Source organism: Hymenobacter sp. 102 (assembly GCF_049949205.1).
Taxonomy (GTDB): domain Bacteria; phylum Bacteroidota; class Bacteroidia; order Cytophagales; family Hymenobacteraceae; genus Hymenobacter.
In genome coordinates this window covers 151962-166865 of the sequence record NZ_CP188172.1, presented here as the reverse complement: position 1 = coordinate 166865, position 14904 = coordinate 151962, and the positions used below count along the sequence as shown (strand labels likewise).

At 59.6% G+C, this 14904-nt stretch carries 9 protein-coding genes; 7 read left to right on the top strand and 2 right to left on the bottom strand.

Annotated features, from left to right (window positions below; all coding sequences use genetic code 11):
• Positions 1 to 109 precede the first annotated feature (109 nt).
• A complete protein-coding gene (locus ACN19L_RS00740) occupies positions 110 to 703 on the top strand; it encodes a hypothetical protein (protein ID WP_426491641.1) in 594 nt (197 codons plus the stop codon).
• On the opposite strand, the gene miaA is transcribed toward ACN19L_RS00740, so the two are convergent.
• Positions 687 to 1595, bottom strand: coding sequence for a tRNA (adenosine(37)-N6)-dimethylallyltransferase MiaA (gene miaA / locus ACN19L_RS00735; protein ID WP_426491640.1), 909 nt, complete (start codon positions 1593 to 1595; stop codon positions 687 to 689). The genes ACN19L_RS00740 and miaA overlap by 17 nt on opposite strands.
• A complete protein-coding gene (locus tag ACN19L_RS00730) occupies positions 1592 to 2728 on the bottom strand; it encodes a glycosyltransferase (RefSeq protein WP_426491639.1) in 1137 nt (378 codons plus the stop codon). Before ACN19L_RS00730 ends, miaA begins: the two co-directional genes overlap by 4 nt.
• 121 nt (positions 2729 to 2849) lie before the next feature.
• Here ACN19L_RS00730 and ACN19L_RS00725 point away from each other — a divergent pair, with 121 nt between their 5' ends.
• The 6 genes from ACN19L_RS00725 (at position 2850) to ACN19L_RS00700 (ending at position 14810) form a co-directional block, all read left to right on the top strand.
• Positions 2850 to 6935 carry a PAS domain S-box protein gene (locus tag ACN19L_RS00725; protein WP_426491638.1) on the top strand — a complete coding sequence of 1362 codons (4086 nt, stop codon included), beginning with the start codon at positions 2850 to 2852 and terminating at the stop codon, positions 6933 to 6935.
• Between the two features lie 83 nt (positions 6936 to 7018).
• Positions 7019 to 7396 carry a response regulator gene (locus ACN19L_RS00720; protein ID WP_226267920.1) on the top strand — a complete coding sequence of 126 codons (378 nt, stop codon included), beginning with the start codon at positions 7019 to 7021 and terminating at the stop codon, positions 7394 to 7396.
• A gap of 107 nt (positions 7397 to 7503) precedes the next feature.
• Positions 7504 to 8271: an MBL fold metallo-hydrolase gene (locus ACN19L_RS00715; RefSeq protein WP_426491637.1), complete on the top strand. Its 768-nt coding sequence runs from the start codon at positions 7504 to 7506 to the stop codon at positions 8269 to 8271.
• Positions 8272 to 8305: 34 nt separating this feature from the next.
• Complete coding sequence (locus ACN19L_RS00710; RefSeq protein WP_426491636.1) at positions 8306 to 8719, top strand: carboxypeptidase-like regulatory domain-containing protein; 414 nt, start codon at positions 8306 to 8308, stop codon at positions 8717 to 8719.
• A gap of 48 nt (positions 8720 to 8767) precedes the next feature.
• On the top strand, positions 8768 to 10330 hold the full coding sequence (locus ACN19L_RS00705; RefSeq protein WP_426491635.1) for an NFACT RNA binding domain-containing protein: 1563 nt from the start codon (positions 8768 to 8770) through the stop codon (positions 10328 to 10330).
• 520 nt (positions 10331 to 10850) lie between these two features.
• Positions 10851 to 14810, top strand: coding sequence for an Ig-like domain-containing protein (locus ACN19L_RS00700; protein ID WP_426491634.1), 3960 nt, complete (start codon positions 10851 to 10853; stop codon positions 14808 to 14810).
• The last annotated feature ends 94 nt before the right edge of the window (positions 14811 to 14904 follow it).

The window sequence follows — 14904 nt, the reverse complement described above, 5'->3', positions numbered from 1 at the left end:
TCCTCAAAAGATTTAACAATTCCCTACCAGAATGTAATTTCTGGTAGGGAATTTGTGTTTCACTTTATGCAGCATTAGTTTCTTTTTCACTCTATATTTTTCGTAGCGCATGCATAATTATTACTTTCTGTTAATTGGTGGAATGCTGGCAGCCAGCACCGTACAGGCCCAGAACAGCGTCCCAGCCCCTATTAAGCAACACGTGGTGCGGCTTGGCGCGGGCAGCAGCCTCAACGGCTCCGGCGACTACCCGATGCTGAAGCTCCACCTGGAATACGCCCCGCAAGTGGGCCGGCACGGCCGCCTGGCGTCCCGGCTGGCCTACATCGGCAACTCTCACCCCTACGAGTTTGGCGGCGGCTACACCATTCCCCAATCTTACCGGGCCGTAAATCTGGAGCAGGAAATTCACTGGCTGCCATTCGGCGCCAATAAGACACTGGAGTTCGGCATCGGCGGGGGCGGATTCGTGGGGTATGCGGCCCAGAACTCTTGGCTATTTGCCAGGCTCAACAATCAGCAGTTCGAATACCAGCCCCGCCGGGAAAAAGGTTTTCACGTGGGCTACATAGCCTCGGCCTACCTGGATGTTGCCTTGAATCAGGAAAATACCTGGCGCCTGGGGGACCGGATAGCCCTGCAGAACGACACGCGGGCTAACATTCTGCCCGGCGCGCAGCTGCAGCTTAGCCGCGCGTGGTAAGCTCCTGTGGGTGCAGCCACTGGTACTCCGCGTCGCGGCGGAGCCAGGTAAGTTGGCGCTTGGCGTAGTGCCGGGAGTTGCGCTTGAGCAGGCGCACGGCTTCGGCGTAATCGTACTGGCCCTCGAAATAATCGAATAGCTCCTTATAGCCTACCGTCTGGAGGGCGTTGTGGTGGCGGTACGGGTATAAGGCGCGGGCTTCGGCTTCCAGCCCCTCGGCCAGCATCTGATCCATGCGCTGGTCGATGCGCTGGTAGAGTTCCTCCCGGCTGCGGTTGAGGGCAATTTTGACGGTGCGGAAAGGCCGCCGGGCGGCCGTTTGGCCGTGGAAGGAGCTGAACGGCTGGCCCGTACCCCGGCTGATTTCCAGGGCCCGCACTACCCGCTGGTGGTTTTGCCGGTCGATGCGCTGGTAGGTTACCGGGTCGAGGCGGGCCAGCTCCGCCACCAGCGCCTCCAGCCCAGTGGCCTCCAGCTCGGCCTTGATCTGCTGACGCACGGCGGGGTCCACGGCGGGCAATGCATCGAAGCCTTCCGTTACGGCCTGCAGGTACAGCCCTGAGCCGCCCGTCAGAATCACTACCCGGTGGCGCTGGAACAGCTCTTGCAGCAAAGCCAGGGCATCCTGCTCGAAGCGGCCGGCGTTGTATTCCTCGGTAATGCTGTGCGAGTTGATGAAGTGGTGCGGCACGCCCTGCATTTCCTCGGACGTGGGCTTGGCCGTGCCAATGCTCAGCTCCCGGAAAAACTGCCGGGAGTCGGCCGATACGATTTCCGTGCCCAGTTGCTGGGCCAGCTGCACGCATAAGGCCGTTTTGCCCACGGCCGTGGGTCCGCTGATAACCAGCAGGGTGGGCTCGGTGGCGGCAGTCAGTTCAGGCAGCAGGTTCATACGACGGAAGGAGAAGATGTGGGGAGCAGCCGGGCGTAGAGGCCCAGCAGGTGCTGCTCCTCGTGCTGCCAGTTCAGCTCGGGCCGCGCCCGGTGGCAGTTCTCCACCAGCCGGCGGTAGTGCGCGGCGTCGCCGTCCGGCAGCAGGCGGTTAAGGGCCGCGGCCAGCGTGGCGGGCTCCAGGGCCGGAATCAAATCGGCCACGTTGTACTGCTCGTTCAGGGCGCGGTATTCGGGGAAGTCGATGACAACCTGCGGTACGCCGGCGTGCAGATAATCAAAGAACTTGTTGGCCAGGGAGTAGTAGTAGCTCAACCCCTGGTTTTCGAGCAGCATCACCCCAACCCGGGCTTGCCGGGTAAGTATTCGTAGGTCGGCGGGCAGCACGTACCCCCGAAACTCGACCTGCCCGCTTTGCAGCAGCCCCAGCCGCCGGGCCTGGGCGCGCAGCTCATCGGAAAGGTCGCCTTCCCCGCAGATGATAAGGCGGCCGTTTACCTGCAGCATGGCTTCCAGCAGCGGCTCCAGCCCCCGGCCGGCATTCAGCGCCCCCTGGTACAGAATGATATCCGCCGCGGCGGGCTCCGCTACGGCTGGCGCGGGGGGCTCCTCCAGGCGGCTGATGTTGCGCACTACCGCAAACGGCCGGCCGTGCCGCTGCTCAAATACCCGCGCCAAGGCAGGCCCCACCGTGTACGCCAGGCTGACCCGGGGCACAATGAAATTTTCGATGGCCCGCCAGAGGCGCTGCACCCGGGGGCGGGCCACTACTTCCGGCACTTCCGTAAACAGCTCGTGGGCATCGTACACGAAGGGCTGCCCGCCCAGCCGGGCCCGCAGCCACACGGGCAGGGCCGTATCCAGGTCGATGGCGCACCAGGCGGCGGCGCGCCGGCCCAGCAGAAACAGCAGCAGGCGCAGGTTGAACTCCAGGTAAAACAGCTTGCCTCGCGTGAACCGGCACCGCAGCCGGTGCTGCCGGTACGGCTGGGGCGTGAGCGGGCGGGAAGCGGGCCACTGCCGCCCCACCAGCAGCACCTCGTAGCCGGCCCCGGCCAGAGAGCTGCAGATGCGCTGCATCCGCTGGTCGTAGTTCAGATCAGTAGTAACGGTGAAAACCAGACGAGTAGGCACGGCAAGCAGCAAACCAGGCTACCCAGAGCCGGCGGTATTATCAGGAATTGTCGCAAATTTAAGAACTTCATCCGGTGTCGGCTCCCATTGGGCCAGATAATGCCGCGCATCTGTCCTAGCTATGTCCATCCTTTCCAGCACCTCCGCCGCTGCTCCTACGCCCGGCTCCAGCCTGGCTCCGGAGTTGTACCGGGCCCTATTTGAAGATTCCTTCGATGGGCTCCTGCTGTATGATACCACTGGCACGCTACTCGACTGCAATCAGCGTGCGGTGAGCTACCTGCACACTACGCGCCCGATGCTGCTGGGTACCGGCCTGATGGCCTTTGCGCTGGTGCCCGACCCGGCCTCTCCTATACAGCTGACCTCGGAGCTGCAGCTGCGCGAACAGCTGATTGCCTGCGCCCAGAGCGGACAGCCCCAGTCGTTTCGCTGGAGCGGGCACCGCTCCGATGGGCTGGGACTGGAAGCCTGGGCCACGCTCAGCCGCATCGGCCAAGGCGACGCGGCTTTCGTACTGCTCACCCTGCGCGACATTGCCCAGTATGTACAGCCGGGTGCCGTAACGCTGCCTGCGTCCACGGCGGCCTCGCCCAACGTACCGTTCAGCCAGTTTTCGCGCGGGCAGTTCCGCGACGTACTCAGCCGGGCCGGTATGTGCTATCTGCTGCTGGACCGCGAGGCCCGTATTCAGGACGTGAATGAGTATTTCTGCGAGGTAACGGGCCGGCCGGCGGCCACCCTCATCGGCCGCGAATACTTCATGCTGTTTGCGCCCCAGGCTGAGCAGACTCCCCGCCGCTTCGCTTTCCAGCGGGCCATTGAGCAGGAGCAGCTGCAGGATTTCTTTGAACGCTCCTTGCTCACGATTTCCGGCCAGGGCCGCACCTTCTTCTGGCACTCCGAGTTCGAGCGCGACGACCAGGGTCAAATAAATGGTATCCTGTTCGTGGGGCGCGACATCACCGACAAGCAGGTGGCCGTGCGCGCCCTCACTGATAACCGCAACCGCCTGCAGGACTTTCTGGACAATGCTCACGACCTGATTCAGAACCTGAGCATCGACAACCGGTTTCTGTTCGTGAATAAGGCGTGGAAGGAGAAGCTGGGCTACGAGGACGCCGACCTGCCCCACCTCACCCTTTCCGATGTGGTGCATCCCTACTACAAGGCCAAGCTGCTCTACCAGCTGCGCAACCTGTACAAGGGCGAGAAGGTGAACAAGCTGGAAACGGTGTTTCTCACCAAATCGGGCAAGCCCATCCACCTCATCGGCTCCATTTCGTGCTCCTGGCAGGACAACGAGCCGGTGAGCACCCGCGCCATTCTGCACGATATTACGGACCGCATCAAGGCCGAGCGGCTGCAGAAGGTGTATTACAGCATTGCCAATCTGGCCATCAGCTCCAAGGATTTGCACTCCCTGTACGGAGCCATTCACCGGGAGCTGAGCAAGATCATCGAAACCAATAACTTCTATATTGCTCTCTGCGACGAGGCCCGCACCCAGCTGCAATTCGCTTACTTCGTAGACCAGAATGCCCAGGGCGACCAGGGCATGATGGCCCGGCCGTTTTCCTCGGGCGTATCCGAATACATCATCCGCACGGGCCGCCCGCAGTACCTACTGAAAGAGGAGCTACAAGCCCTGATTGCCAACGGCACCATTACGGCCTACGGGCTGATGCCGGAGGTAATGCTCTGCTCCCCCCTGAGCATTGGGGAGCGAATTATCGGGGTTATTGCGGTGCAGGATTACCAGAAGGCTGATGCCTACGCTCCCACTGATATTGAAATTCTGCATTTCATTTCCAACCAGGTAGCCCTGGCTATTGAGCGCAAGCGCAATGAAGTGCAGATTCAGAAGCAGAACGCCCGCCTGAACGCCATTTTTGAGAGTGGCTCCCACCTGATGTGGAGCGTGGATACCCGTTCGCGTCTTTCCTCCTTCAACCGCAACTACGCGGCCTATTTCCTGCGCCGCAACGGGGTGTATCCGGCCCTGAATGTAAACCTCTGGCAGGCCGACGTGGCCCTGATGGAGGACGACGCCCGCGAAGCCTTCGTGGAAAATTACCGCAAGGCGTTTCAGGGGCATCCGCAGCGCTTTGAGGTGCGCCTGCGCGACGCTCGGGGTCTGGATACCTGGCGCGAAATCTACCTCAACCCTATTTACCTCGACGACGGCTCCTTCGAGGAAATTTCGGGTATTGCCCACGACATCACGGACAAGAAACGCAGCCAGCTGGAACTGGCCGCCCAGGAAGAAAAATTCCGGGCCATTTTTGAGTCGTTCCAGGATGTGTACTACCGCACGGATGGTCAGGGCATGATTACGCTGCTCAGTCCCTCAGTACAGGAAATGCTGGGCTACTCGCCGGAAGAGGCCATTGGCAACTACATCGGCGACTATTACATGTACCCGCTGGAGCGGGCCACGCTGCTGGATGAGGTGCGCCGCCATGGGGAGGCCCGCAACTTTGAAATTGCCATGCGCCACAAAGACGGCCACGCCGTGAGCGTGCTGGTGAATGCCCGCCGCGTGGCCGACGAGGCCGGCAACGGCACCGAGGGCATTGCCCGCGACATTACCGGCCTGAAGCAGATGCAGGACGATTTGCGCCGGGCCAAGGAAGCTGCCGAACTGGCGCTGGAAGCCAAAACCCTCTTCCTGGCCAACATGAGCCACGAGTTGCGCACGCCCATGAACGGCATCATCGGCATGATTGACCTGCTGCACCAAACGGTGGCCTCCGAAGAGCAGGAGGAGTACGTGGATACCCTACGCAAATCGTCGGATGCGCTGATGGCCATTCTCAACGACATCCTGGACCTGTCCAAGATTCAGGCGGGTAAGCTCCAGCTCAACGAGTCGGGCATCGACCTGCACTACACCCTGGACAAGATTCACTCCCTGTTCGCCAACCGGGCCAGCCAGAAGCACCTCACCTTCACCTACCACATTGCTCCGCATACCCCACGCTTCATCATCACCGACGAAACGCGCCTGCTCCAGATCTTGAGCAACCTCACCTCCAACGCCATCAAGTTTACGGCTCAGGGTACGGTAAGCGTGGTAGTTTCTTCCACCGTTACCGATGGCGAAGAGCATTTGCTCCGATTTGCCGTACAAGATTCGGGCATTGGTATTTCCGAAGACAACGAAAAACTGCTGTTCACCAACTTCACCCAGCTGGACACTACCCCCACCAAAGCCTTTGGGGGTACCGGCCTGGGCCTGGCCATCAGCAAGCAGCTGGCCGAGCTGCTGGGTGGTGAAATTGGGGTGTACTCCAACGTGGGTGAGGGCTCCACGTTCTGGTTTACCATGCGCTGCCGGGTGGCCCGCAACGAAGAGGAAATTGTACAGGAACGCCTGCTGGCCCGGGAACGTCCCCAGGAAGTAGTACGCTTCGAAACGGCTCCGCGGGTACTGCTCGTGGATGATAATCCCATTAACCAAAAGGTAGCTACCCGCCTGCTGGATAAGCTGGGCTGCGACGTAGTAGTGGCCTCCGATGGGTTTGAAGCCATCAGCCGCGCTACCGCTCCCAATGCAGTGTACAGCCTGATTTTCATGGACATTCAGATGCCGGAAATGGACGGCGTAACGGCCATGAAGGAAATTCGGCAGCGGCTGGGCACGGCCTGTCCGCCCATTGTAGCCATGACGGCTTACTCGATGAAGGAGGATGCCGAGCGGTTTGTGCAGCAGGGTATGGACGACTACGTTTCCAAGCCGGTGAAGAGCCAGGACCTGTACTCGGTGCTGCGCCGCTGGACGGCCGGCCCGCCCGTAGCCGACTCCCTGAAACCCGCTGTTGCAGTCAGTCCGCCAGAGCCGGAAACCCCGCCCGCCGTGGCCGATTGCATCGACCTGGAAGTGGTGGAGCAACTGCGGCAATTAGGTGGGGGCGAGTTTGCCGCTCAGCTCTATGCCGATTTCGAGCAGGAAGCGGAGCAGGTCCTTTCTGAAGCCGCCGAATTTGTTGCTGCTGGGCAGTACGAGCAGATTTTACCACATTTGCACCAACTGAAAGGCACTGGCTTCACACTGGGCATCCGGGACATGGCCGAAAGTGCCAAGCACTTGGAACATGAGCTGAAAAATGGCCGTACGGAAGGTACGCCGGAATCATTTCAACAATTACTTGGTTTTTTTGCACAATTTAAGGCCGCATACCCTGCTCTCACTCAGGCCCCCTGAGTACGCCGAGGCCACTGTAAATTGGTGAACCTCTGCTTTTTCTCCACGCAAACTACACGAACCCCTCTCCATTTTCCCTCCCCATGGCCGACTCTAAAACGATTCTGATTGCCGAGGACAGCTCCGTTATTCTGAACCTGACCAAGAAAATTCTGGAGCTCCAGAAGTATAAAATAGTATCGGCTAAAAACGGGGGCGAGGTTATCAAGCAGATTGAAACCCAGCCCATCGACTGCGTACTGATGGACATCAACATTCCCGTGAAGGACGGGATGGAATGTACCCGCGAAATCCGCCGCAACGCCGACCCCCGCATTGCCCGCATTCCGGTAATTGCCATTACGGGTAATGCTAATAACTACTCCATGGAACAATTCCGCGAGGCCGGTGTAACCGACTACCTGCCCAAACCCCTGGATTTCGATGCCTTGGTGCGGGTGGTAAAGCAGTACGTTGGGTAGAGGAAATTATGAGTTATGAGTGCTGAATTATGAATTGGCCAGTCGGTAATACTGACTGCCAACGGTTAATTCATACTTCATAATTCAGCACTCATCATTCAAACAACGTGGACATCACCTTCCTGGGTACCGGCACGTCGCAGGGGGTGCCCATTATTGGCTGCTCCTGCGCCGTGTGCCGCTCCGTGGACTACCGCGACAAGCGGCTGCGGGTATCGGTGCATTTGCAGGTGCAGGGCAAGAGCATCATCATCGACTCGGGCCCCGATTTCCGGCAGCAGGCGCTACGGGAGCACATCCACCACTTGGATGCGCTGGTGTTCACCCATGAGCACAAGGACCACACCGGCGGCCTCGACGACATCCGGGCCTACAACTTCCGGCAGCAGCAGGACATGCCCCTGCACGCCGAGCCGCGCGTGCTGGACCAGCTGAAACGGGAATACGCCTATATCTTTTCGGAGCACAAGTACCCGGGCATTCCGCAGGTGCAGCTGCACCCTATTCTCAGTGACACTAACAGCTTCTGGGTGGAGGGCGTCGAGTTTCAGCCTATCCGGGCGCTGCACTACAAGCTGCCGGTGCTGGGCTTCCGGGTGGGCAACTTCACGTACGTGACGGATGCCAACCACCTCTCCCCCGAGGCGCTGGAACGTATGCGCGGCTCGGAGGTGATTGTGCTGAATGCGCTGCGCCACGAGCAGCATATTTCGCACTTCACCCTGCAGGAAGCCGTGGATATTCTGGAAGACCTGGCCCCGCGCCGGGCCTACCTCACCCACATCAGCCACCAGCTGGGCCGCCACCGCGAGGTAGAAGCCACCCTGCCCGATTTCATCCGACTGGCGTATGATGGGCTGCGGGTGACGGTATAGTTGAGTAGTCAACTACTGGAAAGCATTTCACGCCATGATTGCCGCTAAAGGAATATGCTTACTGCTAGCCGTAATGCTGCTGGGAAGTTGTGCTGCTTCCTCGTACGAGCGGTGGCATGCGTTTGCGCCTGGGGGAGGCAACTACCGTATTGAGCGGGAAGAGTTTCGCCCGGCTAAAAATCAAGCTGGCGGGACTTTTCGTTTGCAGATCGAGGAAGAAATTAATCAGCAGCCGCTCGGCGTGACGGTTACGGTGCTGGATTCCCTGCATCAGGTAGTACTGAACACCAACGCGCCAGCCACTGGTAAGCTGACCCTGCCAGTGGCTCCCGGACGTTATATGGTGCGTTTCACGTCAATCGGATTCCACAGCCTCGAAACCAAACCGCTGTTTGTGCGCAAGGCTCACATTCTATTCTTGAGAGTTTACTTAGGTGCCGAATATTAAGTAGCTGTTGAAGCAGCAATAATCGGCCAGTCAGTATATTCTGTTTATATGCACACCAACTACTACTTCCTGCGCCAACTGGCCCCGGCCCTGACCCGGCAGCTGCAGGGCTACCGGGTGGTTTCGTGCTTTTCGCAGGAAAAGGATGAGCTAGTGCTTGGACTGACGAATGGCACGGCGGAATTCTGGCTGAAAATCACGCTGGCGGCAGCGGGAACCCTGCTGGCCCTGCCCGAGTCGTTTCACCGGGCCCGGCAGAACTCCGTGGATTTGCTGCCGGAGCTGCTGGGGCAGGAAGTAGCCACGGTGGACGCCTGGCCCCAGGACCGGGTGCTACAGTTTACGTTCCGGAGCGGGGCTACCCTGCTGCTGAAACTGTACAGCACCCGGCCCAACGCCGTATTCCGGCTCCGGCCCGAGGCCCCGGCTCAACTGTTTCACCAACGCTACCTGGCCGATGCGGACCTGGCCCCGGTTCCTCTGCCAGCTGATACCTCCCACCTACTCAACCCACTCAAAGCGTACCCCAGCCTCGGCGACCTGCCCGTGGCTTACTTGCGTACGCGGGGCTACGACCCGGCCCCGCTGGAAACCAAGTGGCCGCTGGTACGGGAAGTGGTGCAGCGGCTGGAGCATCCTGAGGCGTTGTACATCATTCGGCTGGAGAGCCGCACCCGCCTGAGCCTGCTGCCGGTGGGGGACGTGGAATTGACCTTGCCGGTGAGTGACCCCATTGGTGCCCTGCGTCGCTTTGTGCCCCTGCTGCTCAACCGCCGTGCCTACGAGCAGGAGCTGCGGCAGGTACGACAGCTGCTGGAAAAGCGCGCCGATGAAGCCGCCACCGCCGCTCAGCACGTACGCCGCCGTCTGCACGCCCTGGAAAACACGGTGGGCTACCGCCAAACCGCCGACCTGATTATGGCCCACCTTAGCCAGATTCCGGCCGGAGCCGCACAGGTGGAAGTGGTGGATTTCTACCAGGACAACCAGCCGCGCACTATCAAGCTCAAGCCCACCGAAACGCCCCAGCGCACGGCCCAGAACCTGTACCGCAAGGCCAAAAATCAGCAGCGCGAAACGCAGGAGCTACAAGCCCGGGCCGAGCGGCGCGAAACCGAAGCCCTGGAGGCGCTGGAAAGGCTGGAGGAGTTGGCCGCGTTGCCCCAAGGTGAACTGCGCGCCCTGCGCCAGTGGCGCAAGCAGCACGGCCTCGACCCGGCCACCATGGCCAAACCCAGCCAGGAGCTCCCATTCAAGGTATTCGAGGACAGTGGATTTACCATTCTGGTGGGCCGCAATGCCCAGAACAACGACCTGCTCACCCAGCGCTACGCCCACAAAGACGACTTGTGGCTGCACGCCAAGGACGTAACCGGCTCCCACGTTGTTATCCGACAGCGGCCGGGCCAGCCAATACCCGCGCCGGTGCTGGAGCGGGCGGCGCAGCTGGCCGCCTGGTATTCCCGGCGCAAAACCGACACACTGTGCCCAGTTACCTACACGCCCAAAAAATTTGTGCGCAAGCCTAAAGGCGCCCAGCCCGGCCAGGTAGTTGTAGAGCGGGAGCAGGTGCTGCTGGTTACCCCCGCTAATCCCTTCGAGCGGGAATAGTCGGCCCGGGCTGCCATTCCTGAAGTAGGATTGGAAGAGGAAAGTTATTCCACTGCTCAGCTTGTTTTTGCCAGAGTGCTGGGTGGCCCCCGGGAGAAGTGTACCTTTTTTGTGAGGTTTTCAATTTTACTGTCATCCCATTGATGACGGTTCATTAAGCTATGTCATTACACGAATCATCAAATTAAAAAAAAACAAATTACACCAATTCCTTACCGCTCATTTCCGGACAGTTTTACCTCCCGTAAATAGCTTAGCTATGTACAAACAGGTAAGCTCAACTGTAGCTTATTTTCTTCTACATAAACAAATCAAGCTTTGTATCAATCAATTGCAATACACCAAATACAATCCGATTACTATATATATAACTATTAGCATACAATTTATAAATGATAATACAATCTATTCGTTACAACGGAAAAGTTATATAACATTGCACGCCATCAAATCTAGCTTGTCCTGAATTGGCGCTGATTGGGTGGCGTGTCACTGCTTCACTTTTCCTTGTCAGCGTACTATGAAAACATCTTTTCTCCTTGCACCGGCCCGATGGCTTGGCCACTGGACGGGGCCCCGGTTAGCTGCTGTTCTAGGTCTTGGGCTGGTTTGCTCCTCTGCTGCGCAGGCCCAGTTTCCGCGGGTTGAGTCTTTCAAGAATACTACGACCTCGGGAGCCGGTTTTCGGCTGGGTGGCAACCCCAACTCGGCGGTACTGACGGCGGCCAGCGGCCTGGATACCAACGGTGCCGGGTACCTCCGCCTCACGGATAACGGCGGCAACCAATCAGGTTTCGCCATCGATAATTCGTCATTCCCAGCACCGTCTGGTTTCAGTATTTCTTTCGAGTTCTTTTCTTATGGGGGCAATGGAGCCGATGGGTTTTCGGTTTTTCTGGTTGATGCCGATAAGACCTCGGCGGCTGCCTTTACAAGTGGTGCTTCGGGCGGTTCGCTGGGCTACGCGCAAAAAACCGCTAATCCGGTGAGCAATGGGGTGCCGAACGGCTATGTGGGTATCGGTATTGATGAGTTCGGCAATTTCTCAAACCCAACGGAAGGGCGCGTGGGTGGCCCCGGCCCGCAACCGGATGCCGTAACCCTGCGAGGCCCCGGCAACGGTCAGGGCTCCACTGATTACCCTTACCTGGCGGGCAGCGGCACATTGCCGTTCAGCCTCGATGTGGCCACCACCCGCGCTCAGCAAGGCAGCGCCGACTTCCGGCGGGCCTACATTGATGTGATTCCGCAACCCAACGGCACGTATCAGATTACCGTACGCATTCAGCACGGCAACGCGGTGGCAACGGCCGTTAACCGGGTTACGGTGAATACGCCGCCGGCCAACCTGCGCATCGGCTTTTCGGGCTCTACGGGCGGTAGCAACAACTACCACGAAATCCGGAACCTGGCTATTGTAAAAGCGCCGTTTGCCAACGACGACGTGGCGGGCACCAAGTATAACGTCCCGGTTACCGTCAGCATCCTGAACAACGATATTGCTCAGGGCAGCAACCTGAACCCAGCTTCCGTTGACCTGGACCCCAGCACCCCAGCCATCGACAATACCTACACGGTGACGGGTCAGGGCACTTTCAGCGTGAATAGCAGCGGGGTACTCACCTTCACGCCCAACGGCGCATTTTCCGGTACGGTCATCATTCCGTATACCGTGGCCTCGGTACTGGATGACCGTTCAAGCCCGGCCAACATTATAGTGACGGTAACGGGGGCTGACGTGGCTACTACCATCAGCGGACCCGCTGCCGTGAACCCCGGCGCGACTACCTCCTATACGGTAACGGCCGTTAACAACGGGCAGGAGGTGGCACCCAACCTGATTCCTACGCTGACGCTGCCGGCCAACGTGACGTATGTTTCGGGAGGCAGTTACAACGCCGGTACCCAAACGGTATCCTTCCCGCAAATCACGCTTAACTCCGGCGAATCGGTAACGAACAGTGTTGTGGTCAGAATGCCTGCGGCCCCGGGCTCCTATTCCTTCGTATCCAACTACACTTATCCCACTGGGGCGGTTATTCCGGATGCGGTAGCTGCTAACAACAGTTCTACCTTCCCGGTAGCGGTGACGGGCGCGGGCAATATTGCCGGGGTGTGCTACATTCCGGGAAAGGATGGTCCGGTTTCCTTATCGGCCGGCACCATTCCCAATACGTACTACGCCGGCGTTGGCACAGCCTCAACCGGTAATGCGTACCTAACCGTTAGCCCCACGCCTTCGGGCCAGGGCAGCAACACCCCCATTGCAGCCGGCGACATGCTGCTGCTGCTACAGACGCAAGGCACCAAGATGACTATTGCTAACGGCTCAACCTACGGTGATGTGAACACCGTAACGGCGGGTACGTACGAGTACGCCATTGCGGCCGGTGCGGTTAACCCGACTACGGGTCGGCTGAATCTGGTGAGCACTTTGCAGAACACTTACTCAACCAGCACTACCACCAACATTTCCAACACCGCCTACCAGACATTCCAGGTTATCCGCATTCCGCAGTACTCCGCCTTAACGGTTTCGGGTACCGTAACGGGCGGCGCCTGGAACGGCAGCACCGGCGGTGTACTGGTCCTGGAGGTGGCGGGCAATACCAGTTTCAGCGGCGGCTCACTGAATATGGATGGAAAAGGATTTCGGGGAGGAGCAGCCAAAAACAACTCGGGTGACGGCAACAATACCGTGTACACTTCTACCGCTGCCGCGTACGGTGCCAAAGGCGAGGGTATTGCGGGGGCACCCGCCCAGGTGTATGATGGTACAGGTACCGTTTCCAGCGTTGCAACCAGCTACGACGACTTTGCAACTGGCAGCTACTCCATTGGTAAAGCCGCGAATGGCGGCGGTGGCGGCATAAAAAATAGCACGACGTTTAGTGGCGGCGCGGGCGGCTCTAATGGGGGTACCGGCGGTGATGGACAAACATTAAACTCTGTTAACGGGGGCTTGGCAGGGGCTGTCAACTCCACTCCATCCAACAAGTTGTACCTGGGCGGCGGCGGCGGCAGTGGTACATCCAGTGTTAATGACGGCTTTTTGACCTCGAGTGGCCGGGCAGGTGGCGGGCTCATTATCCTGCGTACCAACTCGGTAGCCACGGCCGGCACGATATCCGCGAATGGGGCCAATGCTGCTACGTTGGGAACAGGCGTAAGCGACTCCGGTGGCGGCGGTGGCGGCGCGGGAGGTACAATTGTGGTGCGCGGCACTTCCCTCAACCAGCTCACCGTAACTGCAACGGGGGGCAACGGCGGGTTCAGCCAGAACGAAGGCAACGGAGGTGCCGGTGGCGGCGGCGTGGTGTTAAGCAATGCGGCGGTGAGTAGCGCATCGGTTGCCAGTGGAACCGTTAACGGTGCTACCAATGGCTCGGCCGGCTACACCTCCACTACCACCACGCTGGGTGACGACTGCTTGCCCAACATTACGGCAACACTGCGCACTACCACGCCGCAGGTAAACCGGGCGGCTGCTATGCAGGCGGCCTACGTGCTGGTGGTGTCCAACACGGGCGGCGGAGTAACCGGTGCTTCGGTAACGGCCGCGCTAAACCCATTATTCACCTACACCAACACGGGCAATACAACCACGGTTGAGCAAACCCTGGCGGACGGGACGGCGTCGCCCGTTACGGGGTATTCCGTGAGCACCGCCACGGCCAGCAGTCCGGTATTCTCCGGCCTCAATATTCCAGCCGGCGCTTCGGTGCGCATCTCGTTCCGGGCGGCCATAGCCGCTACCGCCGTCGACGGCACTGCGTACCAGGCCGATGGCACGGCTGCTTACCTCGACCCAACGCGTACGGCCGCTGGTAGTACGGTTAGTCCGGGCGGTACCATGGCCAGTGGCACGGCTGCTTCGGGCAGCAACTACCTGGCCTCTTCCTCCCCAGCCGAAGACGTAACGGTGGTGCGGCCCCTGCCCGTTACCCTCACCAGCTTCGGGGCGAAAACCGTCGGCCAGGATGCGCTGCTGACCTGGGCCACGGCGCAGGAAATCAACAACGACCGGTTCGAAGTGGAGCGCAGCGCCGATGGTATTGACTTTGAGAAGATTGGCACCGTGCAGGGCAAAGGCACGACCACCGCTGCTTCCTCTTACCGCTTCACCGATACCGGAGCTGCCCGCCTGACGTCAAAAACCCTGTATTACCGTTTACATCAGGTTGACCTGGATGGGACGGGCTCCTACACGGCAGTTCGTACCGTGCGCTTCGAGCGGCTGCCAGGCACCGCCACCGTGTACCCTAACCCGCACCAGGGACGCTTCACCCTGGACCTTCAGCCTCTGCCCGCCGGTACGTACCAGGTAGACGTGCTGGACCTGGCCGGCCGCCGCGTGTACCACACGCAGCTCAGCGGCGGGCAAGAACATCCGCTGGCTCCTGCCCTGCCTATGGGCTCCTACGTTGTGCGCGTAACCGGCCAGATGGTGAACATTAATCTGCCGATGGTGAAAAACTAAGGTCTTTCGCCTGCTAAACATTCAGGCCACTGCTCCGTGAGCAGTGGCCTTTTTGTATCAATGGACTTCCTGCAGTCTGGTTACCCTCCTACCT